The organism is Spirillospora sp. NPDC127506, assembly GCF_040302145.1.
GTDB lineage: Bacteria > Actinomycetota > Actinomycetes > Streptosporangiales > Streptosporangiaceae > Spirillospora.
Map to the genome: position 1 here is coordinate 65,829 of NZ_JBEORG010000001.1, position 23,868 is coordinate 89,696.

Annotated in this window: 17 protein-coding genes and 1 pseudogene; 14 read left to right on the top strand and 4 right to left on the bottom strand. The window is 73.6% G+C overall.

Translation table 11 applies throughout. The annotated features are described in order from the left end of the window. Positions 1 to 12 precede the first annotated feature (12 nt). From ABTW95_RS00280 to ABTW95_RS00305, 6 genes are read left to right on the top strand one after another with little or no spacing between them, the layout of a single operon-like run. Positions 13 to 2,142, top strand: a complete 2,130-nt coding sequence (locus ABTW95_RS00280) for an acyl-CoA dehydrogenase family protein (RefSeq protein WP_500223329.1) — start codon at positions 13 to 15, stop codon at positions 2,140 to 2,142. Between the two features lie 48 nt (positions 2,143 to 2,190). Further along, positions 2,191 to 3,963 (top strand): MmpA family trehalose lipid delivery protein, encoded by a 1,773-nt coding sequence (locus tag ABTW95_RS00285; protein ID WP_500223331.1) that lies wholly within the window; start codon positions 2,191 to 2,193, stop codon positions 3,961 to 3,963. Further along, positions 3,963 to 4,094: a hypothetical protein gene (locus tag ABTW95_RS00290; RefSeq protein ID WP_396449803.1), complete on the top strand. Its 132-nt coding sequence runs from the start codon at positions 3,963 to 3,965 to the stop codon at positions 4,092 to 4,094. Before ABTW95_RS00285 ends, ABTW95_RS00290 begins: the two co-directional genes overlap by 1 nt. A gap of 13 nt (positions 4,095 to 4,107) precedes the next feature. Beyond that, positions 4,108 to 4,971 carry a glycosyltransferase gene (locus ABTW95_RS00295; protein ID WP_396449802.1) on the top strand — a complete coding sequence of 288 codons (864 nt, stop codon included), beginning with the start codon at positions 4,108 to 4,110 and terminating at the stop codon, positions 4,969 to 4,971. Next, complete coding sequence (locus ABTW95_RS00300) at positions 4,968 to 6,128, top strand: glycosyltransferase family 4 protein (RefSeq protein ID WP_500223334.1); 1,161 nt, start codon at positions 4,968 to 4,970, stop codon at positions 6,126 to 6,128. The genes ABTW95_RS00295 and ABTW95_RS00300 overlap by 4 nt, the downstream gene beginning before the upstream one ends. A gap of 37 nt (positions 6,129 to 6,165) precedes the next feature. Then, positions 6,166 to 10,665, top strand: a complete 4,500-nt coding sequence (locus ABTW95_RS00305) for an alpha-(1->3)-arabinofuranosyltransferase domain-containing protein (protein ID WP_500223336.1) — start codon at positions 6,166 to 6,168, stop codon at positions 10,663 to 10,665. 16 nt (positions 10,666 to 10,681) lie between these two features. On the opposite strand, the pseudogene ABTW95_RS00310 reads toward ABTW95_RS00305, so the two are convergent. After that, positions 10,682 to 11,707 (bottom strand): annotated as a pseudogene (locus ABTW95_RS00310) (acyltransferase family protein); the annotation flags it as partial. After that, positions 11,704 to 12,417, bottom strand: coding sequence for a class I SAM-dependent methyltransferase (locus tag ABTW95_RS00315; protein WP_396449820.1), 714 nt, complete (start codon positions 12,415 to 12,417; stop codon positions 11,704 to 11,706). The gene ABTW95_RS00315 and the pseudogene ABTW95_RS00310, both read right to left, overlap by 4 nt. A 296-nt stretch (positions 12,418 to 12,713) precedes the next feature. Between ABTW95_RS00315 and pgfA the strand changes: the two genes are divergently transcribed. Together pgfA and ABTW95_RS00325 are read left to right on the top strand one after the other, a co-directional pair. Beyond that, entirely contained in the window at positions 12,714 to 13,865 is a 1,152-nt protein-coding gene (gene pgfA / locus ABTW95_RS00320) for a cell envelope lipid trafficking protein PgfA (RefSeq protein ID WP_500223338.1), read from the top strand. Positions 13,866 to 14,040: 175 nt separating this feature from the next. Further along, entirely contained in the window at positions 14,041 to 15,150 is a 1,110-nt protein-coding gene (locus tag ABTW95_RS00325) for an NAD(P)H-dependent flavin oxidoreductase (RefSeq protein ID WP_396447751.1), read from the top strand. 121 nt (positions 15,151 to 15,271) lie between these two features. On the opposite strand, the gene ABTW95_RS00330 is transcribed toward ABTW95_RS00325, so the two are convergent. Further along, positions 15,272 to 16,084: a crotonase/enoyl-CoA hydratase family protein gene (locus ABTW95_RS00330; RefSeq protein ID WP_396447752.1), complete on the bottom strand. Its 813-nt coding sequence runs from the start codon at positions 16,082 to 16,084 to the stop codon at positions 15,272 to 15,274. A gap of 154 nt (positions 16,085 to 16,238) precedes the next feature. Between ABTW95_RS00330 and ABTW95_RS00335 the strand changes: the two genes are divergently transcribed. The 6 genes from ABTW95_RS00335 (at position 16,239) to ABTW95_RS00360 (ending at position 23,299) form a co-directional block, all read left to right on the top strand. Then, complete coding sequence (locus ABTW95_RS00335) at positions 16,239 to 17,843, top strand: acyl-CoA synthetase (protein WP_500223341.1); 1,605 nt, start codon at positions 16,239 to 16,241, stop codon at positions 17,841 to 17,843. Next, a complete protein-coding gene (locus ABTW95_RS00340; protein WP_396447754.1) occupies positions 17,833 to 18,765 on the top strand; it encodes a Zn-ribbon domain-containing OB-fold protein in 933 nt (310 codons plus the stop codon). The genes ABTW95_RS00335 and ABTW95_RS00340 overlap by 11 nt, the downstream gene beginning before the upstream one ends. Then, complete coding sequence (locus ABTW95_RS00345) at positions 18,765 to 19,814, top strand: thiolase family protein (protein WP_396447756.1); 1,050 nt, start codon at positions 18,765 to 18,767, stop codon at positions 19,812 to 19,814. The genes ABTW95_RS00340 and ABTW95_RS00345 overlap by 1 nt, the downstream gene beginning before the upstream one ends. Further along, the gene (locus tag ABTW95_RS00350) at positions 19,807 to 20,964 is read left to right on the top strand and encodes a thiolase family protein (protein WP_396447757.1); all 1,158 of its coding nucleotides are present in this window, start codon (positions 19,807 to 19,809) and stop codon (positions 20,962 to 20,964) included. The genes ABTW95_RS00345 and ABTW95_RS00350 overlap by 8 nt, the downstream gene beginning before the upstream one ends. Positions 20,965 to 21,037: 73 nt before the next feature. Beyond that, positions 21,038 to 22,606, top strand: a complete 1,569-nt coding sequence (locus ABTW95_RS00355) for an acyl-CoA synthetase (protein ID WP_396447758.1) — start codon at positions 21,038 to 21,040, stop codon at positions 22,604 to 22,606. A 219-nt stretch (positions 22,607 to 22,825) separates the two neighbouring features. Beyond that, positions 22,826 to 23,299 carry a MarR family winged helix-turn-helix transcriptional regulator gene (locus ABTW95_RS00360; protein ID WP_396454236.1) on the top strand — a complete coding sequence of 158 codons (474 nt, stop codon included), beginning with the start codon at positions 22,826 to 22,828 and terminating at the stop codon, positions 23,297 to 23,299. Here the strand turns inward: ABTW95_RS00360 and ABTW95_RS00365 are convergent. Continuing rightward, the gene (locus ABTW95_RS00365) at positions 23,265 to 23,864 is read right to left on the bottom strand and encodes a TetR/AcrR family transcriptional regulator (RefSeq protein WP_500223344.1); all 600 of its coding nucleotides are present in this window, start codon (positions 23,862 to 23,864) and stop codon (positions 23,265 to 23,267) included. The genes ABTW95_RS00360 and ABTW95_RS00365 overlap by 35 nt on opposite strands. Between the last annotated feature and the right edge of the window lie 4 nt (positions 23,865 to 23,868).

Here is a 23,868-nt window from a genome sequence, read left to right on the forward strand (position 1 = left end):
AAGAGGTGGGTCATGGCGATCGGGTTGACCGAGGAGCACGAGGCGCTCGCCGCGTCGGTGCGCGGGTTCGCGGAGCGGAACATCACCGCGGAGAAGGTGCGGGAGGGCGACGCCGGGCTCTGGCCCGCCCTCGCCGCCCAGGGCTTCCCGGGCGTGCACCTCCCCGAGCCCCTCGGCGACGGGTTCGGCCTCGTCGAGCAGGCCGTCGTGCTGGAGGAGCTCGGCCGGGCGCTCGCCCCCGGCCCGTACACGCCGACGGTGCTGGCGGCCACGATCCTGAACGCGGCCGGAAGCGACGTGCACGGGCTCACCGGCGGCACCGCGGCCGGGGCGGTCGGGCTCTCGGGCGCCCTGGAGCGGGACGGCTCCACCGTCTCCGGCACGGTCCAGCCGGTGCTGGGCGCGCCGCTCGCCGACGTGTTCGTGCTCCGCGCCGGTGACGGCTGGGTCGTCCTCTTCAAAGACGACGTCGCAGTGGAGCCGCTGGAGTCCCTCGACATCACGCGTCCCGTGGGGAAGGTCACCGCCGACCGGGTGGCCATCCCCGAGGAGCGCTTCCTCGGCGCCGTGGACGGACGGGCCTTCGCCACCGTCCTGCTGGGCGCGGAGGCGTGCGGTGTGGCGGGGCGCGCGCTGGACGACGCGGTCGCCTACGCCAAGCTCCGCGAGCAGTTCGGGCGTCCGATCGGCCAGTTCCAGGGCGTCAAGCACAAGTGCGCCCGGATGCTCATCGCGGTCGAGCGCGCCAGGGCCGCCGTGTGGGACGCGGCGCGCGCGCTGGACGAGCCCGAGGAGCAGCGCGCCTACGCGCTCGGAGTCGCCGCGGTGCTTGCGGCCGACGCGGCGGTCACCTGCGCTGAGGGCAACATCCAGGTCCACGGAGGCATCGGCTACACCTACGAGCACGACGCCCACCTCGTCTACCGGCGGGCCCTGACGCTCCGCGCGCTGCTGGGCCGGGCCAGTGAGCACCGGGCGGAGGTCGCCGCGCTCGCCGTGCGGGGCGTCCGGCGGCCGATGAGCGTCGAGCTGGACGAGGACGCCGAGCCCGTCCGCGAGGAGATCCGCGCCCGCGTCGCCGAGCTGGCCGCGATGGAGCCCCTCGAACAGCGCGCGGCGATGGCGGAGGGCGGCTGGGTGACGCCGCACCTGCCGAAGCCGTGGGGGCGGGGCGCCGGGCCGCTGGAGCAGATCGTCATCCAGCAGGAGCTGAAGGCGCCGAAGGTGCGCCCGGTGCCGCTGATGATCGGGGCCTGGGTGGTCCCGTCGCTGGTCCAGTACGGGACGCCGGAGCAGCAGGAGCGGTTCCTGCCGCCGACGCTGCGCGGCGAGCTGATCTGGTGCCAGCTGTTCTCCGAGCCGGGCGCGGGCTCCGACCTCGCCGGGCTGCGCACCCGCGCGGAGCGCGCCGAGGGCGGCTGGACGATCACCGGCCAGAAGATCTGGACGTCGCTCGCCCGCGACGCGCAGTGGGGCATCTGCATCGCCCGCACCGACCCCGGCCGGCCCAAGCACGACGGCATCACCTACTTCCTCGTCGACATGAAGTCGCCGGGCATCGAGATCCGCCCGCTGCGCGAATGCACCGGCGACGCCGTGTTCAACGAGGTGTTCCTGGACGGCGTGTTCGTGCCGGACGACCTCGTCGTCGGCCCCGTCAACGCCGGCTGGCGGGTCGCCCGCACCACGCTCGCCAACGAGCGCGTCGGCCTGACCAGCAGCTTCCAGCTCGGCGGCGACCTGCCGAAGCTGCTCGACCTCGCCGCCGGGCTCGGCCTGGACGGCGACCCGGTCGTCCGGGACGGCCTCGGCCGGCTCGCCTGCGACGAGCACTCGTTCAACCTGCTCGGCCTCCGCGCCACGCTGAAGCAGCTGTCGGGCACCGACCCGGGCGCCACCGCGAACGTCCGGAAGCTGGTGGCGATGGAGCACGGCCAGCAGGTCACCGAGTTCGGGTTCACGCTCCTCGGCGAGGAGGGCGCGCTGACCGGCGGATGGAAGGACGACCTGCGCGCCCGCTGGACCCGGTACCTGCTGGCGTCCCGCGCCATGAGCATCGGCGGCGGCACCACCGAGGTCAACCTGAACGTGATCGGCGAGCGCATCCTCGGCCTGCCCCGGGACCCCGAGCCGGCGCGGTAGCCGCGCGGGTCGGGTAGCGTCCAGGCTCGACATGGGGGAGCGGGCCAGTTGACTGAGCGGACGCGGCACCTGGTGGCCGCGCTGACCGGGCTGGGGCTCGGGCTTGCGGCACTCGGGCCGGGGCTCGCGCCCGGGTTCGTGCTGTCGTACGACATGGTGTTCGTGCCCGACCCCGCGTTCACGGCGATGACGTTCGGGCTGACGGGGACCGTCCCCCGGCACGTCCCGAGCGACGCGTTCGCCACCGCGCTCGCCGCCGCCGTGCCCGCGGACGCCGCGCAGAAGCTCGTCCTGCTGGCGATCTTCGTGATGGCGTGCACGGCGGCGGCGTCGCTGGTGCCGTCCCGCCGCATGCCGCCGCGCCTCGCCGCCGGGGTCTGCTACGCCTGGAACCCGTTCGTCGCCGAACGGCTCCTCCTCGGCCAGTGGGCCCTGCTCCTCGGCTACGCGGCCCTGCCCTGGGTGGTGGCGGCCGCCGCCCGCACGGCCGAGCCCGGCGGCACCCGCCGCCTCGTCCGCACCCTGCTTCCCGCCGCCGTCGGCGGGTTCGCGGCGCTGACCGTCACCGGCATCACCGCCCTGACCGTCGCGCTGACGACCGCCCGGTGGAGACGCCGGCCCCCTCCGGGGCCGGGGGAACGGCCCGTGCCCGCGCGCCCCGGAGGCTCCGCGCCGCTCGCCGCGGCGGCGCGGGTCGCCGCGGCCGTGGGAGTCCTGAGCCTGCCGTGGCTGGTCCCCGGGGTGCTGCGGCCGGCGGGGCTGCCGGCGGACGGGGAGGCCGTCGGCCTGTTCGCCGCCAGGGCGGACACCCCGTTCGGGACGCTCGGCAGCCTCCTCCTGCTCGGCGGCGTGTGGAACGGCGAGACGGTGCCGGACGGCTACGGGGCGCCGGTGACCGCGACGATCTGGCTGCTCGTCGTGGTCGTCGCGCTCGCCGCCTACCGGCGATGGGGCCGGGGCCCGGTGTGGTGGCGCGGCGCCGCGGTCGCCGCCGCCGCCGGCTTCGCGGTCGCGGCGCTGGGCGCGGTCGCCGCTCCCGTCCTCGAAGGGCTCGTCGGCCTGTGGCCGGGGTTCGCCGTGCTGCGGGACGGCCAGCAGTACGCGGCGCCGCTCGCCGTCGTCGTCGCGGTCGGGCTCGGCGCGGCCGCCGACCGGGCCGCCGAGGCGAGATGGCCGGGGGTGGCCGCCGCGGCGATGGCCGTGCCGGTGTTCCTGCTGCCGACGCTGGCGTGGGGTGCGGCGGGCGAACTGCGGGCCGTCCACTACCCGGACGACTGGGCGCGGGCCAGGCAGATCATCGACCGCGATCCCGCGCCGGGCGACGTGCTGGTGCTGCCGTGGGCGTCGTACCGGAGCTACCCCTGGAACCACGGCCGCCGCGTGCTCGACCCGCTGCCCCGCTACCTGCACGGCCGGCACGTCATCGCGGACGACGCCGTCACCGTGGACGGCACGACCGTCCCGCCCGAGGACCCGAGGGCCGTCCGGCTCGCCCCCGCCGCGAAGACCGGGGCGCCCGCCGCCGCGACCCTCCGCGACGCGGGCGTACGGTACGTCGTCGTCGACGCGGAGACCGGCGCGGTCCGGCCGTCCGGCCCGGCCACCGAGGTGCTGCACGGCGCCGACCTGGCCGTCTACCGGATCGATGGGGCCGCCGAGGCGCCCGGGGAACGCGTGCCGGCAGCGCCCGTCGCGGCCGCCTGGGGCATCATGAGTCTGGTCGTTTTCTGGTCAATTCTGGGCGCACGTATTACTCTGAGCCTTCCGTTACTCGGCAGTATCAAGGCCCGCAGCCCCCATCACCGACGAAGGACCCCCTGATGCGCATCGCCATCGCCGCGTTGGTCGGCGTTCTGCTCGCCGCCGGAGCGTCGTTCGGCACGGTACAGCTCGTGAACGCCTCCCAGAAGGACCCGGTCATCAAGCCGTTGTACAACTACGGCTCCCGCTGACCTGTAGGCCCTGATGGGGACCTGGCGTGACGGCCGCACCCTCCTGGAGATCGTCGTTCCCGCCTACAACGAGGCCGACAGGCTTCCGGCGGGGCTGGCCCTCCTGTGCGACAAGCTCGACGGCCTTCCCCTGCGGGCGGAGGTCATCGTCGTCGACAACGCCAGCACCGACGGGACGGCCGACGTGGTCCGCGGGTGGGACGGTCCGGTACCGGTGCGGCTGGTGCGCTGCGAACGCCGGGGCAAGGGAGCGGCGGTCCGGGCAGGGCTGCTGGAGACGCGGGCCCCGTACGTGGGGTTCATGGACGCCGATATGGCAACAGACCTCGCCGCGCTGGACGAAGCCATCGTCCTGCTGCGCGAGGGCCGCCCGGTCGTGGTCGGGTCAAGGCGCCACGGTCGGTCGGTCGTCCAGGGATACGCGCTGCCGATCAGGAGACTCGGCGCCATCACGTTCAACCGGATCGTCCGCGACCTCGTGGGCGGCATCCAGGACACCCAGTGCGGGTTCAAGTTCTTCGACGGGCCGCTCGGGCGCGCCGCCGCCGAAGAGCTCCGCACGGTCGGGTTCTCGTTCGACGTCGAGCTGCTGGCCCACTGCGTGCGGCGGGGGGCGTCCGTGACGGCGATCCCGGTGGTCTGGCGCGACCGCCCGGGGTCGACGTTCTCGGTGCGGCGCCACTCGCTCCAGTGCCTGCTGGACCTCGCACGCATCCGCGCACGCGCCGGTCTCCGCATGCCCGGCGTCCCGGCGGCGCCGAACATCCCCGTCGCGCCCGTCCGGTCGGTCCCGGCCGACTCGAAGCTCCCCGAGCCGCGGCCGGTGCCGGTCACCGCCTCCGAGAAGGCGCCGGCGCCGAGCGCCAAGACGGGATGAGCGCGGATCTGCGGCTGGCGGTCGTCAACTGGCGGGATCCCGGGCACCCCGCCGCGGGCGGTGCGGAACGCTACGCCTGGGAGCTGGCCCGCAGGTTCGCCGAACGGGGGGACCGCGTCCACTATGTGACGTGCAGGGCGCCCGGCCGGCGGCGCAGGGAACGGGCCGGCGGCGTGGAGTTCGTGCGCCTCGGCGGCCGGTTCACCGTCTACCCGCTCGTCCTGCTGTGGATGCTGGCCCACCGCCGCCGCTTCGACGCGGTCGTCGACTGCCAGAACGGCATCCCGTTCTTCACACCGTGGGTGCTGCCGCGCCGGGTCCCCGTGTTCTGCGTCGTCCACCATGTGCACGACGCGCAGTTCGGCCTGTACTTCCCCCGATGGCTGGCCTGGCTCGGGCAGATGCTGGAGGGGCCCGTGAGCCGCTGGACGTACCGGCGGCACGCGTTCGTGGTCGTCTCGCCGTCCACGCTGCGCGCCGTCCGGGAGCGGCTGGGGTGGACGGGGGCCGCGCACATCGTCCACAACGGCTCGTCGGTCGCCGAACCCGGCGGCGCGGTCCCGGCACCCGCCGGAGACCCCGATCTGGTGTGCGTGACGCGGCTCGTCCCGCACAAGCGCCCGCATCTGCTGCTCGACCTCGCGCAGAGCCTCGCCGAGACGCGGCCCGGGCTGAAGCTCCACATCGTGGGGGACGGCCCCGAAGCGCCCGCCCTGAAGGCCGCCATCAGCGCGCGTGGCCTGGACGGCACCGTCATCGCGCACGGGTACGTGGCCGAGAACGTCAAGGCGGCCCTGGTCGCGCGCGCCGACCTGCACCTCAGCACGTCCCAGCGCGAGGGCTGGGGGCTCAGCGTGATCGAGGCCGCGGCCCTGGGCGTCCCGACCGTCGCCTACGACGTGGACGGCCTGCGCGACGCGGTGCGCGACGGCGCCACCGGATGGCTCGTCCGCGACGGCGACGACCTGGCCGCTGTCGTCGAACGCGCTCTCAAGGAACTCGACGACCCCGCGCAGCGCGAGCGCACGGCCGCGGAATGCCGGAGGTGGGCGGCGGAGTTCGACTGGGCCCGCACCGCCGACCGGATGCGCGGCCTGATCGGTACCGCCGTCCGCGAAGCGCGCCGCCGCGGGTACTTTGGCGGACACCCTGGCTGACGTCCCGGGGGAGCACAGAGAGGGGCAGAGGGCGAGCATGGCCGTGGGAGAGGCGAATCCGCCCCGCGCCGGCGCGTCCCGCCCGCCCGGCCCCGGCGGGCCGGACGGCTGGGACGCCGCCGCGCGGCTGCGGGAGCGGCTGCGCGTGCTGGCGTGCTGCCTCGCGCTGACCGCGATCGCGTTCGGCACCCGGCCCGGCGCCATCCTCGCCGACACCAAGATCGACATGGCGGTGAACCCGCTCGGGTTCCTCGGCCGCGCCCTCCACCTGTGGGATCCCGAGCAGTTCGGCCAGCTGCAGAACCAGGCCGTCGGCTACCTGTTCCCGATGGGGCCGTTCTTCGCGCTCGGCGACGTGCTCGGCATGCCCGCGTGGATCACCCAGCGGTTCTGGCTGTCGCTGCTGATGTGCCTCGCCTTCACCGGCACCTGGCGGCTGGCCGGGCGGCTCGGCATCGGCGGGACGGGGCGGGACGGGCAGTGGACCCGGCTGTTCGCCGCGACGGCGTACGCGCTCGCGCCGAACGGGCTGGCCACCCTCGGCCAGATCTCCTCGGAGTACCTGCCGGTCGCGATGCTGCCGTGGATCGTCCTGCCGCTGGTCGCCGCGGCGTCCGGCGAGTGCGGCCGGCTCCGGGCCGCGGCGCGGTCCGGGCTCGCCGTCGCCTGCTGCGGCGGCATCAACGCGACCGCGACCGTCGCCGTCCTCGTCGTCCCGTTCCTGTACATCGTGACGCGGCCGCGCGGGTCGCTCCGCGTCCGGCTGCTCGCCTGGTGGTCGGCGGCGGTGGGCGCCGCGACCGCGTGGTGGCTGGCGCCGCTGCTGCTCACCGGCACGTACGGGTTCTCCTGGCTGACCTACACCGAGAAGGCGGAGACGACCACCGGGCCGACCGGCCTGATCAACGTGCTGCGCGGCGCGGAGCGCTGGGTCAACTACCTGATCGTCGACGGCCAGGTCTGGTGGCCGGTCGGGCACGGCCTCTCGCTCAGCCCGGTGCCGATCGTCTGCACCGGCGCCGTCGCCGCCCTCGGCCTCGCCGGGCTGCTCGCCCGGCTGCTGCCGGAGCGGACGTTCCTGCTGCTCACCCTGCTGACCGGGCTCGCGATCGTGTCCATGGGCCACATCAGCGACATCCCCGGCCCGTTCGCCGCCGAGCTCCGCGACCTGCTCGACGGCCCGCTCGCGCCGCTGCGCAACCTGCACAAGTTCGACGCGGTCGTCCGGCTGCCGCTCGCGTTCGGGCTCGCCCACCTGCTCACCGCGGCCGGCCGCCACCTGCGGGACCGCAGGTCCCGCGACGCGCGCGTGCGCGGCCTGACCGCCGGGACCGGCCCGGCGTTCGGCATGGCGCCGCGGTCGCTGCTCAGCCTGCCGGTCGCCGCCGCCGTCGCGCTCGGCGGTGTCGGCCTCACCGCCGTCTCGCACGGCCTGTCCGGGCCCGGCGACTTCAAGGAGGTGCCGAAGTACTGGCGGGACGCCGCCTCGTGGATCAACGCGCGGGCCGGGCAGCAGGGCGTGCTCGCCGTCCCCGGCGCGGCGTTCGGCGAGTACCTGTGGGGCCGGCCGATGGACGACATCGTCCAGCCGCTGCTGACCGCCCGGTGGGGCGTCCGGCAGCTGGTCCCCGCCGGGTCGCCGGGCTACACGCGGGCGCTCGACGCCATCGACCTGCAGGTGCGGTCCGGGCAGGGGTCGCCGGGGCTCAGCGCGTTCCTCGGCCGGATGGGCGTCCGGTACGTGCTGGTCCGCAACGACCTGCGGCGGGAGACGCTGCGCGGCGCCTGGCCCGCCCGCCTCCACCAGGCCCTGGACGGCTCGCCCGGCCTGCGGAAGGTCGCCTCGTTCGGCCCGCCCCTCGGCGGCGGCAACCAGGACGCGGTGACCGACTTCGACCAGAGGTACCCGCCGCTGGAGGTGTACGAGGTCGAGGGCGCCGCCGGCGTCGCGACCCTGACCGGCGCGGCCGACCCCGTCCGCGTGTACGGCGGGCCGGAGTCGCTGCTCGCCATGGCCGACGACGGCGCGCTGCCGGACGGTCCCGTCCTGCTGGACGACGACGCCCCCGACCTCGGCGGCACTCCGGTCGTGGCCGACTCGCCCCGGCTGCTGCGGCGCGACTTCGGCGAGCTGCACCAGACCTCCCCGACGATGTCCGCGGCGCGCAGCGGCGAGGCCGCCGACGTCCTCGACACCGGCTGGAAGCGGTACACCACCCACGTGACCTACGGCGGCGGCGTCCGCGACGTCACGGCGTCCACGTCGGCCGCCGGCGACGACGCGATCCCGCAGTCCCGCGATCCCGGGGACACCCCCTACGCCGCGTTCGACGGGGACCGGCTGACCGCCTGGCGGACGGGCGGCTGGAACGGGCCGGCCGGGCAGTGGCTCCGCGTCGACTTCGACCGCGCCCGCGACGTCCGGGACCTGACCGCCACGTTCGTGCAGAACACCGCGCTCGGGCCGCCGGTCGCCCGCGTCGCCGTCGAGACCGAGAACGGCAGCCTGGAGCAGGACGTCCGGCAGAGCGCGAACCCGCAGCCGCTCGACGCGCCCGACGGCCCGACCCGCTGGCTGCGGCTGCGCATCACCCGGCTCGCCTCCGAGCCGATCGTCCCGGCGTTCGCCGCCGCGGCGATCGCGGAGGTGTCGATCGGCGGCGTGACGCCGACCCGCACCTACACGATGCCCGCGCCGCGCGGGCTCGACCGGCCCGCCTCCTACGTGATGAGCCGGGCGCCGGGCGCGGCGGACGAATGCATGAGGGGCGGCGCGCGGTGGGTGTGCTCGCCGTCCCTCGGCTCCGGCGACGAGGAGGGCGCGGGCTTCGACCGGACGTTCACCTCGGCGGTGACCGGCAAGGCGCCCGTCACCGGGACGGCGGTCCTCGCCGACCAGCGGCTCATCGACCGGTACACGGCCGTCCACGGGCAGCCGGTCGTCACCGCCAGCTCCACCCTGTCCGGGCACCCCGCCGACCAGCCGCGGTCCGGCTTCGACGGCGACCCGGCGACGTCCTGGATCTCCGCGGAGCGGGACGCGGAGCCGACCTACTCGGTGCGGTGGCACGGCCGGGAGCGGGTGTCCGCGCTGACGGTCGTCCGCCCGCCCGGCGCCGCGGGCCCGATCCGGCTGCGGGTCGAGGGCGCGGACGGCCAGATCCGCGAGGGCCTGTCGGACGGCAAGGGCAGGCTCTCGTTCGCGCCGATGTCCACCGACCGGCTGACGATCACCTTCTTCCGCGACGGCCGGACCCAGCCCGTCCAGCTCGCGGAGCTGACCATCCCCGGGGTGAAGCCGTTCCCGGACGTGCACACCTACCCGCTGGAGCTCCCGTGCGGATACGGCCCCAAGCTGCAGGTCGGCCCGCCCGCGGACCAGGCCGGCCAGACCGCCGCCCAGACCGGCGGGGCCGGCGCCGGCCGGGCGGGCGGTGGCCAGGGCACGATGATCCAGACGAAGGCGACCGGGACGCTCGGCGACCTCCTCGCCGGCCGGCCGCTCCGGTTCAGCGCCTGCAAGCAGGCCGTGCTCACCAAGGGCCAGAACCGCCTCGCGTCGGTGCCGTTCGACGGCTACCGCATCGACACCGTCACGGTCGGGACCAGGCCCGGCCCCGACGCCGCCGCCGCGCCGCCGCAGGAGGTCAAGGTCATCAGCTGGGGCTCCAGCTCCCGCAGGCTGGAGGTCGACGCCGCCGCCGCCTCGTTCCTCACCGTGAACGAGAACTTCAACACCGGCTGGCACGCGACGACCGCCGGCGGCACCGAGCTGCGGGCCGTCCGGCTGGACGGGTGGAAGCAGGGCTGGCTCGTCCCCAAGGGCACCAGCGGCGTCGTCGAGCTGACCTACACGCCCGACCAGGCTCAGCGGATCGCCGTCGTCGCCGGCCTCAACCTGCTCCTCGTCCTGCTGATCGTCGCGCTGTGGCCCGGCCCCGCCCGCGGCCGGCGGCCCGACCCGCGCGCCAGGGTCGCCGGGACCGGCTGGCCCGCGTGGGCGGCGATCGGGCTCGCCGCCGTGCTCGGCGGCTGGATCGCCGGGGTGCCGGGCGCCGCGGTCGCCCTCGGCGTCGCGGTCCTGTGCGGCTGGGCCCGCACCCGCGACTCCGCCGTCCTGCGCGCGCTCGCCTCCCCGTGGCCGATCGGGCTCGCCATGCTCGCCGGCGCCGGCTGCATCGCCGCCGGGATGCGGCTCCACCTGCTCGACAACCCGGCCGCCCCGTCCGGCCCGCTCGGCGACATCGCGCCGCAGCTGCTCGGGCTCGCCGTCGTCGGGCGCGTCGCGGTCGAGCTGTGGCGGCCGAAGCCGCGCGGCGGCGGCGACTCCGGCGGGCGGATCCCGCTCAGCTGGACGGCACCCGGGCAGGGGCCGGGCGGGCCCGGTCCCGGCGCCGGGCCAGCCGCTGGACCGGCCACTCCACCAGGTGGTAGCTCAGGGTCCCCGCTGCGATGGACGCCGCCCCCAGCAGCGGCAGATCCGTCGCGACGTCCCCCCGGAAACCCCGGTCCGTCGCGTCGTACCAGGAAACGATGATCAGCAGCTGCCAGGCGAACACGCCGTAGGAGATCCGGCCGAGGAACCGCATCACCCGGTTGCCGAGGATCGCGCCGAGCGCGGGCTGCCCGGCGGGCGCCAGCGCGACCGGCGCGACCAGCGCCGCCGCGGACAGCCCGAACACGACCAGGTGCAGCACGGACGTCCAGAACGCGTCCGGCGTCTGCAGGCTGAGCGGGCCCGCCGCCGGCGTCGCCGCCACCACGTACAGCATCGCCGCCGCGACCCAGCACGCCGCCCACGAGTCCGACACGGCCCGGCACAGCGCCGCGACCGGGCGCCGCTCGTCCAGCCGCGCCCACACCGTCACCACCGCGAGCGCCATCCCGGTCGCGAACCAGACGAAGTACCGCGGCAGCCACAGCCCCATCTCGCCGTGCCGTTCGGGGACGAACATGGCGGCCGTCCAGGGGAACGACAGTGACGCGTAGACGCCGATGCCGATCAGGAGCCGCCTGGCCCGGACGCCGACGTCGTGGCTGCGCGTGCGGCGCGCGTACCAGGCGAGGACCGCCGCGGTGAACGGGAGCGTCGCATACCAGGCGACCTCGACGACGAGGCTCCAGAACTGCCCGAGCTCCGCCGGGCCCAGGGGCCCGTTCCACCACGGATCGGGCAGGTAGGTCTGCGTGAGGGTGAGCAGCGACGCCCACGTGACCGGGTCGCCGATGTGGTCGCGTCCCGCCGTGGCCATGAAGACCGCGATCACCGCCCAGTAGGCGGGCATGATGCGCAGCACCCGCTTGCGCAGGTACGCGGCCGTGCGCGGGGCCGCCCTGCCGTCCAGCGCCGCCGCGGCCCACGGCCGGTAGAGCAGCAGCCCGGACAGCGCGAAGAAGATCGGCACGCCGATCTGGCCGCCGTTGAACAGCCACCGCGGCCCGTTCGGGTTGGTGGTGGACCCGGCCGCGCCCGCGACGTGGAAGACGAGTACGGCGAGCGCGGCCACGGCGCGCAGCCCGTCGATCGTGTCCTGGCGCCCGGAGATCGGCGGCGGAGCCGGCCGCGCCGCGGTCCTCACCGGTCCCTCTTCCGCAGGACGAGGAGCAGGTTCCAGGTCGCGATCTCGCGCAGCCCCGGGACGCGGACGACGCCCTCCGCCCAGCGCGGGTGGTAGCGGGGCAGCGCGTCCAGGACCCGCACGTCGTCGCGCCGCCGCGCCCACGCCAGCGCCGCCGACACCGACACCGGGTGCAGGTTGCGGCCGAACCGGTTCTTCGGCGGCCGCCCGGTCCGGCGCTCGTACCAGCGGGCGGCCCGGTCGCCGCCCAGGTAGTGCCACGGCGAGGTCTCGTGCCCGCCCCACGGGGACAGCCAGTTGGTGAACGACAGGAAGACCGTCCCGCCCGGCCTCGTCACCCGCACCATCTCCTCGCCCATGCGCCACGGGTCGGGGACGTGCTCCAGCACGTTGGACGAGAAGCACACGTCGGCGGACCCCGTCCGGAACGGCAGGGCCAGCGCGCTCGCGACGAGCCGGTTCGCCTCGCGGCCGCCGTGCGCGGTCAGCTCCCCGAGGTCGTGGTCGATCCCGGTGCAGCGCGCGCCGGCGGCGGCCAGCGCCCGCGCGAAGAACCCGAAGCCCGTCCCCACGTCGATGACGGTCGCGCCCCGCAGGTCCGTGTACGACCCGAGCTGCGCGACGGTGTCCCGCGCCATCACGTCGTAGAAGTACTCCGGATCGCTGCGCTCCCGGCGGAACGCGGTCAGCAGCCGCACCGACCGCGCCAGCGTCGCGCAGTGCCGCGGGACGGGCGGGAGCCCGCCGTGCGCGGCCCGCGTGTGCGCCGCAGGCTGATCGTGTGCCGCCGCGGTCAATGATCACCTCGCCTGTGTCGGGGCACCGGGGTAACGCGGAGCTTACCGGCCGGTACGGGGGCAGGGCAGCCACTCCGCCGGTCCGTGCGGCCATCCCGGGGCGAGAGTGACGTCCGCGGGGTCGAATGCCTACTCTTATTGGACGCGCGGTATCAGGGGTCCTGTAGGGTAACTCGGACATGCCGGACCCGGCCTCTTGGCCGTTGACGATGACGACGGCAGTCCCGGAGGTGTTCATGCGGCGACCGGTCGGCCTGGTCCTGATCGGCCTCGGTGCCTTCTTCCTCGCGCTCGCGCCGCTGGTCCGCTTCTACGTGGCCGACCAGGTGGTCGTCGCGCCGCTGAACCGCTACCAGGTGACGCTGCTGCAGTCGAAGGACTCCACGTACTTCGACCAGGCGGACCTGAAGACGAAGACCGGCGTCACGCTGCTGGCCAAGAACACCGTCCGCGGCGATGTCCGCGCCAACGAGGGCGACGACGACATCGCGGTCTGGGACTCCACGACCAACATCTACGACGAGGCCCAACCGGACAAGCCCATCCAGATCCAGGGCTTCCGCATCGCCTTCGACCGCCGGACGGGGCGGCTGGTCAACTGCTGCGGCGTCAACGTCGACGGCGACAACACCGTCCGGATGTCCGGCTACGGGCTGCTGTTCCCGATCGCGAACGTCCACAAGCGCGACTACCCGTTCTTCGACATGACGACCAAGCAGTCGGCGCCGATGCAGTTCGGCGCCGTCGAGAAGGTCCACGGGCTCACGACCTACCGGTTCACCCAGACGATCCCGCTGACGAAGACGGCCGCGCTCGACACCAAGCTGCCCGCGAAGATGCTGGGGCTGCCGGAGGACGCCGGGAACCAGAAGGTCGACCGCTACACCGAGGCGTACAACACGGTCTGGGTCGACCCGCGCACCGGCATCCCGGTGAAGCACCGCGACAACATCCGCAGCACCGTCCAGACGGCGGACGGCAAGGGGCGGATGATCGTCGCCCAGGCCGACCTGATCACGGTCGACAAGGACCAGAAGGCCCTGGTCGACCTGGCGAACAAGACCGCGCTGCAGATCGACCTGGTGCGCAGCTACATCCCGGCCGGCTCGGTCCTCCTCGGCCTCATCCTCCTGTTCGTCGGCGGCTTCCTCGGCCTGGCGCGGCGCGAGCCGCCGCCGATCGAGGCGCCCCGCCGCCCCGACGGCAAGTTCGGCGACATGACCCCGCCCGGCCCGCCGCGGCCCCCGCGCCCGCCCGCCGCCCCGGCTCCGGCCCCGGACCCGGCGCCGCCGGCCCGCCGCCCGGCACCGGGCAGCCAGCGCCAGCGGCGCAAGGCCGCCGGCCCCTCCAGACGCCGCTGACCCGCCCGCCCCACGGCCCGCGCCCCCCGGCGCGGGCCGTTCCGGCATGCCCGCACGGCGTATCGCTGATACGCGTTCTAGTCCGGCGCGATGGTGATCCCTTGTATCGGGCTGTGCCGAGTTTGGTAAGTAGAACCTGTTGCAGTTTTGTGGATGCGCGCTTAGGGTCGAAGCTGTGCGGACACGAGTCACCGAACTATTCGGCATCGAGTACCCGATCTTTGCGTTCAGTCACTGCCGCGACGTCGTCGCGGCGGTGAGCCGCGCCGGCGGCATGGGCGTCCTCGGCGCCCTGCACTTCACCCCCGAGGAGCTCGAACTCGAGCTCAAGTGGCTCGACGAGAACGTCGGCGGCAAGCCCTACGGCGTGGACGTCGTCATGCCCGCCAAGTACGAGGGCGCCGACGTGGGCGACGCCGAGGAGCTGCTCGGCAAGCTGCAGGGCATGATCCCGGCCGAGCACAAGAAGTTCCTGGAGGACCTGCTCGCCGAGCACGGCGTCGACCCGCCGTCCGAGAAGGCCGGCAAGGCGCTGCTCGGCTGGACGGACGTGACCGCGCGGCCGCAGGTCGAGGTGGCGCTCAAGCACCCGATCGCGCTGCTCGCGAACGCGCTCGGCCCGCCCCCGGCGGACGTCGTCGAGCAGGCGCACCGGCACGGCGTGAAGGTCGCGGGTCTGGCCTCCAACGCCCGGCACGCCCGCAAGCAGGTCGAGGTGGGCGTCGACATCATCGTCGCGCAGGGCACCGAGGCCGGCGGCCACACCGGCGACGTGGCGACGATGGTGCTGATCCCCGAGGTGGTCGACGCGGTCGGCGAGGACACCATCGTGCTGGCCGCGGGCGGCATCGGCCGGGGCCGCCAGATGGCCGCGGGCATGGCCCTCGGCGCCGACGGCGTGTGGACGGGCTCGATCTGGCTGACCGTCGACGAGGCCGACACCCCCGAGCGCGCCCTGCCGAAGCTGCTCAACGCCACGTCCCGGGACACCGTCCGGTCCCGCGCGTGGACGGGCAAGCCCGCCCGCTTCCTGAAGACGGCGTGGACGGAGGCGTGGGAGAGCGAGAAGTCGCCCGGCTACCTGCCGATGCCCATGCAGTTCATGCTGATCGCGGACGCCCTGCCGCGCATCCAGCGGTCCGGCGACGGCGAGCTGGTCACCTTCCCGGTCGGCCAGATCGTCGGCTCGATGAACCAGATCAAGCCGGCCGCCCAGGTCGTCTACGACCTCATCGACGAGTACGTCGAGGCCGTCGAGCGCCTCAACACGATCACCGACGCCTGAGCCCCCTCGATGAGAGGCCCCGGCCGCGCCCTCCCCTCAGGCGCGGCCGGGGCCTCACCAGGTACCGCGCGCGATGCCGGCGACCGGCCGGCGCATGCCGCCCCGGCCGGACACGAAGGCCCTACTTGCCGTGGTAGACGGCGGGGCGCTTCTCCCGGAAGGCGCGGGAGCCCTCCTTGGCGTCCTCGGAGCCGATGACCGGCCAGCCGATCTCGTCGGAGATCTTGAGGGCCTCCTCCTCCGGGAGGTGGGCGGTCTCGCGGTAGGTGCGCAGGATGCCCTGGACGGCGAGGGGGCCGCACTCGGCGATCTGGGCGGCGAGCTCGCGGGCCGCGGCGAGGGCCTGCCCGGACGGGACGATCTTGTTGATCAGGCCCATGGCGAGGGCCTCCTGCGGGGTCACCGAGCGGGCGGTGAGCAGGATGTCCATCGCGTTGGCGTAGCCGATCTGGCGGGGGAGGCGGATCGCGGAGCCGCCCATCGGGAACAGGCCGCGCTTCGCCTCGTACAGGCCGAGCGTCGCGTCCTCGGCGACGACGCGCAGGTCGGTGCCGACGAGGAGTTCGGTGCCGCCGGCGACCGCGTAGCCCTCGATGGCGCAGATGAGCGGCTTGGTCGGCTGGCCCTCGCGCAGCAGGCCCTTCCAGTGGAAGTTCGGAATCTGCGCCATGCGCTCCCGCACGCGGGGGTCCGACGGCTGCTGCCCCATGGCCTTCAGGTCGGCGCCGGCGCAGAACGTCCCCTCGGCCCCGGTGAGGATGCCGACCCGGACCTCCGGCGTGTCCGACATGTAGGCCCAGGCGTCGGCGAGGCCGACCAGCATCGACGAGCTGAGCGCGTTGCGCGCCTCGGGCCGGTTCATCGTGACGATGACGACGTGGCCGTCCCGCTCGACGATGCAGTGCTCGGTGCTGATCGGCAGCCGTTCCGCCATGGTTCCTCCAGCTCAGATGTCAAACGAGAACAGATTCTAGTTAAGCAGCTGCCCGACCGGTAGGGGTTGAACTGCAAAACGAGAACGTGATCTACTTTGGCTGCCGGGCACCGTGGTGTGTCGGCGCTCACATGTGGTCACGTAGGGAGATCCGATGGGGTCATTGGGCTTCTGGCGGCTGGCGCAGGCGGATCCCGGGTGGGTCGCCGCCGTCGATCCGGACGGGACGGAGTACTCCGCGGGCGATCTGCTGGCCCGCTCGAACCGGCTCGTGCACGGGCTGCGCGCGCTGGGGCTGGAGAAGGGCGACGGCATCTGCGGGCTCGTCCCGAACGGCGTGGACGGCCTCGTCCTGTACCTGGCGGCGCTCCAGGCCGGCTGGTACTACACGCCGATCAACTGGCACCTGACCGGGCCGGAGATCGGCTACATCGTCTCCGACAGCGAGGCCAAGGCGTTCTTCGTCCACGAGCGGTACGCCCGGGAGGGCGTGCGCGCGGGTGAGGAGATCGAGGCCCGCCGGCGGTTCGCGTTCGGCGACGTCGAGGGCTTCCGCCCGTACGCCGAACTCGTCGACGGGCAGCCCGACACGCTGCCGGACGACCGCACCAACGGCGCCACGATGCACTACACGTCCGGGACGACGGGGCGGCCGAAGGGCGTCAAGCGGGCGCTGCTCGGCATCGACCCCGACGACAGCGCCGAGCTGATGACGTTCCTGCTCGCCCTGTTCGGCATCCCGCCGGGCCTCCCCGCCGGAGGCGAGCACCAGGCCCATCTGATCACCTCGCCGAACTACCACACGGCCGTCACCCAGTTCGGCGGCACCGCCCTGCAGATGGGCCACACGCTCGTCTACATGGACAAGTGGGACGCCGAGGACACCCTCAGAGTGATCCAAGAGCACCGCGTGAGCAACACCCACATGGTCCCGACGCACTTCAAGCGGCTGCTGGCGCTGCCCGAGGACGTCCGGTCCCGGTACGACGTGTCGAGCATGAAGTGGGCGATCCACGCGGCGGCGCCGTGCCCGGTGCCGATCAAGCAGCAGATGCTCGACTGGTGGGGCGACTGCATCTGGGAGTACTACGCGGCGACCGAGGGCGGCGGGACGATCGCGAGCCCGGAGGACTGGCGCGCCCACCCCGGCACGGTCGGCAAGGCGTGGCCGATCAGCGAGCTGCTCATCGTGGACGACGACGGCAACCCGGTCCCGGCCGGGACGCACGGCACGATCTACATGAAGATGGCCGGCGTCGAGTTCGAGTACAAGGGCGACCGGGAGAAGACGGAGAAGAACCGCCTCCGCAAAGACCCGGGGGATGCGGGGGGCCGGCCCCCCTCGATAGGCGGGGACTACTTCACCGTCGGCGACATCGGCTACCTCACCGAGGACGGCTTCCTGTTCCTGTCCGACCGCAAGGCCGACATGATCATCTCGGGCGGCGCGAACATCTACCCGGCCGAGATCGAGAACGAGATCATCCTGCATCCGAAGGTCGCCGACGTCGCGGTGTTCGGCATCCCGGACGAGGAGTGGGGCGAGCAGATCAAGGCCGTGGTCGAGCCGGCCGAGGGCGTCGAGCCCGGCGACGGGCTCGCCGCCGAGATCCTCGCCTCCCTGGAGGGGCGGCTCGCGAAGATGAAGTGGCCGAAGTCCATCGACTTCATCGAGACGATGCCGCGCGAGCCCAACGGCAAGCTCCTCAAGCGCAAGCTGCGGGACCCGTACTGGAAGGACCGCGACAGTGCCATCTGACGCCCCGAACCACGTCGTCGCGTTCCCCGGCGGCTACACCCGCTCGGTCGGCCCGGTCATCGGCCGGTTCCTCAGCGAGCTGCGCGACGGCCGGATGGTCGGCGTCCGGACGGCGGGCGGCAGGGTGCTCGTCCCGCCGCAGGAGTGCGACCCGGAGACCGGCGAGGACGTCACGGACGAGTTCGTCGAGGTCGGGCCCGCCGGCACCGTCACGACCTGGTCGTGGGTGCCGCGCCCTGCGAAGGGGCACCCGTTCGACCGGCCGTTCGCGTGGGCGCTGGTCCGCCCGGACGGCGCCGACACCGCGCTGCTGCACGCCCTCGACCTCGGCGTCTTCGACGCCGGCGCCGCGCCGCCGAGGTTCCTGAAGACCGGGATGCGGGTGCGGCCGAAGTACCGCGCGGAGCGCACCGGGACGATCACCGACATCGAGTGCTTCCTGCCCGAGGTCACGATGATCAACTCGCCGGCGGCGCTGGAGTACCGGCTCAAGGGCGGCCGGGCGCTCGGCCGGTTCCTGGAGGGGATCTCCGAGGGCCGGATCATCGGGCACCGCTGCCCGGTGTGCGAGAAGGTCATCGTGCCGATGAAGGGGTTCTGCCCGCGCGACGGCGTGCCCACGTCGGAGGAGGTGGAGCTGCCCGACACCGGCACCCTCACCACCTTCGCGGTCAACAACATCCCCGACCCGCGCGCGCCCGAGGTGCCGTTCGTGTCCGGCTACGTCCTGCTGGACGGCGCCGGGCTGACGATGCTGACGCTGATCGCGGGCGTCCCGGCCGACCAGGTGCGGATGGGCATGCGGGTGAAGGCGGCGTGGCGGCCCCGCGAGGAGTGGGACCGGTCGATGGCCAACATCAAGTGGTTCGAGCCGATCGACGAGCCCGACGTCCCCTTCGAAGAGATCAAGGACTTCATGTGATGCGTGATGTCGCAGTCGTCGCGTTCGCACAGACCCGGCACAGCGCCGAGGACCAGGGGATCGCGGAGACCGAGCTGGTCCTGCCGGTGATCAACGAGATCAAGGAGCGGACCGGGCTGTCCCGCTTCGGCTTCACCTGCTCGGGCTCCTGCGACTACCTGCAGGGCGCGCCGTTCGCGTTCGTGTCCGCGCTCGACACGCTGGGCGCGTGGCCGCCGATCTCCGAGAGCCACGTCGAGATGGACGGCGCGTGGGCGCTGTACGAGGCGTGGGTGAAGCTGCAGCTCGGCCAGATCGACACCGCGCTGGTGTACGGGTTCGGCAAGTCGTCGCAGGGCGACCTCCGCGCGATCATGACTCAGCAGCTCGACCCGTACCACCTGGCGCCGCTCGGCGTCGACCAGGTGTCGATGGCCGCCATGCAGGCCCGCGCCTACATGGAGAAGTCGGGCGTGAAGGAGGACGACCTGCGGGCCGTCGCCGCGCGGTCCCGGGCGGCCGGCCGGGAGAACCCGTTCGCGCTGCACCTGCCCGACCCGGAGGGCTCCGCCGATGAGCAGGACTACGACGCGGCGCCGCTGCACCGCTACGACGTCGCGCCCGTCACCGACGGCGCGGCGGCGATCGTCCTCGCCGCCGGCGACCGGGCGCGGGAGCTGTGCGAGCGGCCCGCGTGGATCACCGGCATCGACCACCGCACCGAGCCGCACGCGCTCGGCGTCCGCGACCTGACCCGCTCCGAGGCCGCCCGCATCGCGGGGGAGAAGGCCGGCGCGGCGGGGGTCGAGGTCGCCGAGTTGCACGCGCAGTTCAGCCACGAGGAGCTGATCCTGCGCGAGGCGCTCGGCCTGGACGAGGGCGTGGCCGTCAACCCGTCGGGCGGGGCGCTGTCGGCGAACCCGGTGATGGCGGCGGGCCTCATCCGGATCGGCGAGGCCGCGTCCCGCATCCACGACGGGACGGCGTCCCGGGCGCTCGGGCACGCCGCGTCCGGCCCCTGCCTCCAGCAGAACCTCGTCTGCGTCATGTCGGGAGAGAACGATGGCTAACCGCTGCGCGATCATCGGCGTCGGGCAGACCGAGTACCGGACCAGGCGGCTGGACGTGTCGATGGCGGGCCTGCTCCGCCAGGCGGCCCGGCGCGCCCTGGAGGACGCCGGGCTGACCTGGAAGGACATCGACGCCGTCGTGGTCGGCAAGGCGCCCGACCTGTTCGAGGGCGTCGTGATGCCGGAGCTGTTCCTCGCCGACGCGCTCGGCGCGACCGGCAAGCCGCTGCTGCGGGTGCACACGGCCGGCTCGGTCGGCGGGTCCACGGCGATCGTGGCGGCGAACCTGATCCAGTCGGGGGTGCACGAGCGGGTCCTCACGATCGCGTGGGAGAAGCAGTCGGAGTCGAACGCGACGTGGGCGCTGACGGTGAACGGGCCGTTCACGACCTCGCTGGTCGTCGGGGCCGGCGGCTACTTCGCGCCGCACATCCGCGCCTACATGGCGCGGGCCGGCGCGCCCGGCCACATCGGGACGCTGGTCGCGGTCAAGGACCGGCAGAACGCGCTGCGGAACCCGTACGCGCACCTGAAGATCCCCGGCATCTCCCGCGAGATGGTCGAGTCGACGCCGATGCTGTGGGAGCCGATCCGCTACCTGGAGACGTGCCCGTCGTCGGACGGCGCGTGCGCGATGGTGCTGGCGTCGGAGGACGCGGCGAAGCAGGCCCCGAACCCGCCCGCCTGGGTGCACGGCACGGCGATGCGCTCGGAGCCGATGCAGTTCGCCGGCCGCGACAGCGTCAGCCCGCAGGGCGGCAAGGACGCGGCGGCCGACGTGTACCGGCAGGCGGGCATCAGCGACCCGCGCGGCGAGCTCGACTGCGCCGAGGTGTACGTCCCGTTCTCCTGGTATGAGCCGATGTGGCTGGAGAACCTCGGGTTCTGCGGCGACGGCGAGGGCTGGAAGCTCACCGAGGCGGGCGCGACGGCGTTCGACGGCGACATCCCGTGGAACCCGTCCGGCGGAGTGCTGTCGTCCAACCCGATCGGCGCGTCCGGGATGATCCGGTTCGCGGAGGCCGCGCTGCAGGTGCGCGGGATGGCCGGCGAGCACCAGGTGGACGGCGCGCGCCGCGCGCTCGGCCACGCCTACGGCGGCGGCGCCCAGTTCTTCGCGATGTGGATCGTCGGCAGCGACAAACCGTGATTCTCTCAAGCAAAGGCGCGAACACCCCCTGTTGCCTTCTGGGGGCGGCCCCAGACCCCGAAAGGGACGTCCGATGGAGTACAACCACGCTGACCTGTTCGAGGGAGTCGCGGACGCGATCGGGGACCGTGTCGCCCTGATCTGCGGCGATAGGCGGCTCACGTACGCCGAGCTGGACGAGCACGCGAACCGGCTCGCGCACCATCTGCAGGACGCGGGCGTCCGGCCCGGCCAGCACGTCGCCGTCCAGCTCTACAACGGCGTCGAGTACGCGGCCGCGCTGCTGGCCGCGCTGAAGATCCGCGCCGTGCCGATCAACGTCAACTACCGGTACGTGGAGAGCGAGCTGCTCTACGTGTACCGGGACTCCGACAGCGTCGCGCTGCTGTACGACGTGGAGTTCGAGGACCGGGTCGCCGCGGCCGTCCCGGAGGCGCCCGAGCTGCGGCACCTCGTCGCGGTGGGCGGCGAGCCGTCCATCCCGGGCGCGGTCGCCTACGACGACGCGCTGAAGGACGCCGACGGCACGCGCGGCTTCCCGGCGCGGTCCGGCGACGACCTCTACATCATCTACACCGGCGGGACGACCGGGATGCCCAAGGGCGTCATGTGGACGACCGAGCAGATCATCTTCGCGTTCTGGAACCCGACGGTGCCGCGCCCGTCGAAGCCCGAGGACATCGTCGAGCACGCCCGCAACTCCGGCCCGCTGACCATGATGCCGGTGGCGCCGCTGATGCACGGCGCCGCGCAGGTCGCCACGTTCATCGCCTGGTTCATGGGCGCGACGCTCGTGTACGTCCGCAAGTTCGACGCGGCCGAGGTGTGGCGGACGATCGAGCGGGAGAAGGTCAACTCGCTGACGATCACCGGGGACGCGATGGCGATCCCGATGGCGGACGAGCTGGCGCGCGGCGGCTACGACACGTCCTCGCTGTTCGCCTACGTCTCCACCGGCGCGATCTTCACCGGGACGGTCCGCGAGCGCATCCAGGAGCTGCTGCCGAACGTGATGATCCTGGACCGGTTCGGGTCGACCGAGTCGGGCTCCACGGCCGAGGCGGTCGCCGGCTCGACCCCGGAGAAGGGCCTGCGGTTCGCGCCGGACGTCGAGAACGTCACCGTGCTGGACGACGCGCTCCAGCCGGTCAAGCCGGGGTCGGGCGTCATCGGGCAGGTCGCCCGCACCGGTCACATCGCGCTCGGCTACTACAACGACCCGGAGAAGACGGCGAAGACGTTCCCGGTGGTGGACGGCAGGCGCTGGCTGCTCACGGGCGACATCGCGACCGTCGAGGAGGACGGGTCGATCGCCGTGTACGGGCGCGGCTCCCAGGCGATCAACACCGGCGGGGAGAAGGTGTTCCCGGAGGAGGTCGAGGCCGTCCTCAAGGGGCACCCGGCCGTGTACGACGCGGTCGTGACGGGCATCCCGGACGAGCGCTGGGGGAACCGCGTCGCGGCGGTGATCCAGCCGTCCGGCGGCGTGCCGTCCTCCGCGGACCTGGACGCGCACTGCCGCCGCCGGTTGTCGGGCTACAAGGTGCCGCGCGTCTACGCGTTCGTCGAGGAGATGAAGCGGTCGCCGGCCGGGAAGGCGGACTACCGGTGGGCCAAGCAGGTGGCGGAGGAGGCGAGGTAGCGGGCGCTCGCTACAGGTCGGCCCCGAACCTTCGTGGGATCCGGGGCCAGGAGCGGGACCTCTGTTAGTGGTCCTAACGACTCCATGGTAGGGGCGGCCCGGGAGTGCTTTGATCATGAGCGGGTGAGTCGTGCGCCACACGCCGCCGCGGTCCCGGTGGTCCTGGCCGAATGCGGCCACTAAGCTCTCCAATGACGAGACGACGAGGGGGAGGGCGGCGTGTCGACCCCGGACCGCGACCGGCTGGACGATCTGCAGCGGGACATGCAGCGCAGCACCATGTTCACCGTCCTGCTGCATCACGCCACCGCGAGCAAGGCGGGCCTGAACGTCACCGACGCGCAGTGCGTGAGCGCGCTGGTGCTGGACGGCCCGCAGACCCCCGGGCAGCTCGCGCAGCTCATGGGGATCACGACCGGCGGCGCCATCACCGCCGTCATCGACCGGCTGGAGCGCGCCGGATACGTCAAGCGCACCCGCGACCCCGACGACCGCCGCCGCGTGATCGTCGAGCTGGTCGAGGACAACGTCGCCGAGTTCGGCCGCTACTTCGAGCCGATCTCCCGCGCCTTCCGCGAGCGCCTCGGCGCCTACAGCGACGAGGAGCTCGCCGTCCTGCGGCGCTGGATCCGGGAGAACAACGCGGCGATGCCCGGCGTCATCGAGGAGATCCGGAACCTCCCGCCCCGTTGAGGCGGCCGCGCAGCAGGTCCAGGAGGGTCGTCCGGACGTCGGCGAGCGGGCGGCCGGGCTGCAGCGCGCGCCAGTCGAGCGCGACGGTCAGCACCATGCCGAACACGGCGGACGCGGCGGTCCCGGTGTCGAGGTCGGCGCGCAGGTCCCCGGCGGCGACCGCGTCCCGCAGCACGTCCGCGATGACCTCGACGGCGCGTTCCCGGATCAGCCGGGCGGTGCGCTGCCAGTCCCCGCCGGACCGCCACGTCTCGGCGATCAGCAGCCGCGCGAACGACTCGTGCTCGCCGATGAACGCCAGCTCGGCGGCGACGACGGCCTCCAGCGCGTCCAGCGGCGCCTTTCCGGCCGCGGCGTCGCGCAGCGCGGCGGCGAGCCGGTCCACCCCGTGCTCCAGCAGCGCCGCGAACAGCGCCGCCTTGCTGCCGAAGTTGTAGTAGACGGTGCCCTTGGCGACCCCGGCCCGCTCGGCGATCTGGTCGACGGTGGTGGCCGCGAGCCCGCTCTCGGCGATCAGCTCGATCGCCGCGCCGAACAGCTTCTCCCTGGTCGCGCTGCGCGCCACGTCC

Excerpts from the sequence above, each read along its gene's own strand:
- ABTW95_RS00280 (WP_500223329.1), top strand. The coding sequence starts at position 13 with ATGGCGATCGGGTTGACCGAGGAGCACGAGGCGCTCGCCGCGTCGGTG.
- ABTW95_RS00290 (WP_396449803.1), top strand. The coding sequence starts at position 3,963 with ATGCGCATCGCCATCGCCGCGTTGGTCGGCGTTCTGCTCGCCGCCGGA.
- ABTW95_RS00295 (WP_396449802.1), top strand. The coding sequence starts at position 4,108 with ATGGGGACCTGGCGTGACGGCCGCACCCTCCTGGAGATCGTCGTTCCC.
- ABTW95_RS00300 (WP_500223334.1), top strand. The coding sequence starts at position 4,968 with ATGAGCGCGGATCTGCGGCTGGCGGTCGTCAACTGGCGGGATCCCGGG.
- ABTW95_RS00305 (WP_500223336.1), top strand. The coding sequence starts at position 6,166 with ATGGCCGTGGGAGAGGCGAATCCGCCCCGCGCCGGCGCGTCCCGCCCG.
- pgfA (WP_500223338.1), top strand. The coding sequence starts at position 12,714 with ATGACGACGGCAGTCCCGGAGGTGTTCATGCGGCGACCGGTCGGCCTG.
- ABTW95_RS00330 (WP_396447752.1), bottom strand. The coding sequence starts at position 16,084 with ATGGCGGAACGGCTGCCGATCAGCACCGAGCACTGCATCGTCGAGCGG.
- ABTW95_RS00335 (WP_500223341.1), top strand. The coding sequence starts at position 16,239 with ATGGGGTCATTGGGCTTCTGGCGGCTGGCGCAGGCGGATCCCGGGTGG.
- ABTW95_RS00345 (WP_396447756.1), top strand. The coding sequence starts at position 18,765 with ATGCGTGATGTCGCAGTCGTCGCGTTCGCACAGACCCGGCACAGCGCC.
- ABTW95_RS00350 (WP_396447757.1), top strand. The coding sequence starts at position 19,807 with ATGGCTAACCGCTGCGCGATCATCGGCGTCGGGCAGACCGAGTACCGG.
- ABTW95_RS00355 (WP_396447758.1), top strand. The coding sequence starts at position 21,038 with ATGGAGTACAACCACGCTGACCTGTTCGAGGGAGTCGCGGACGCGATC.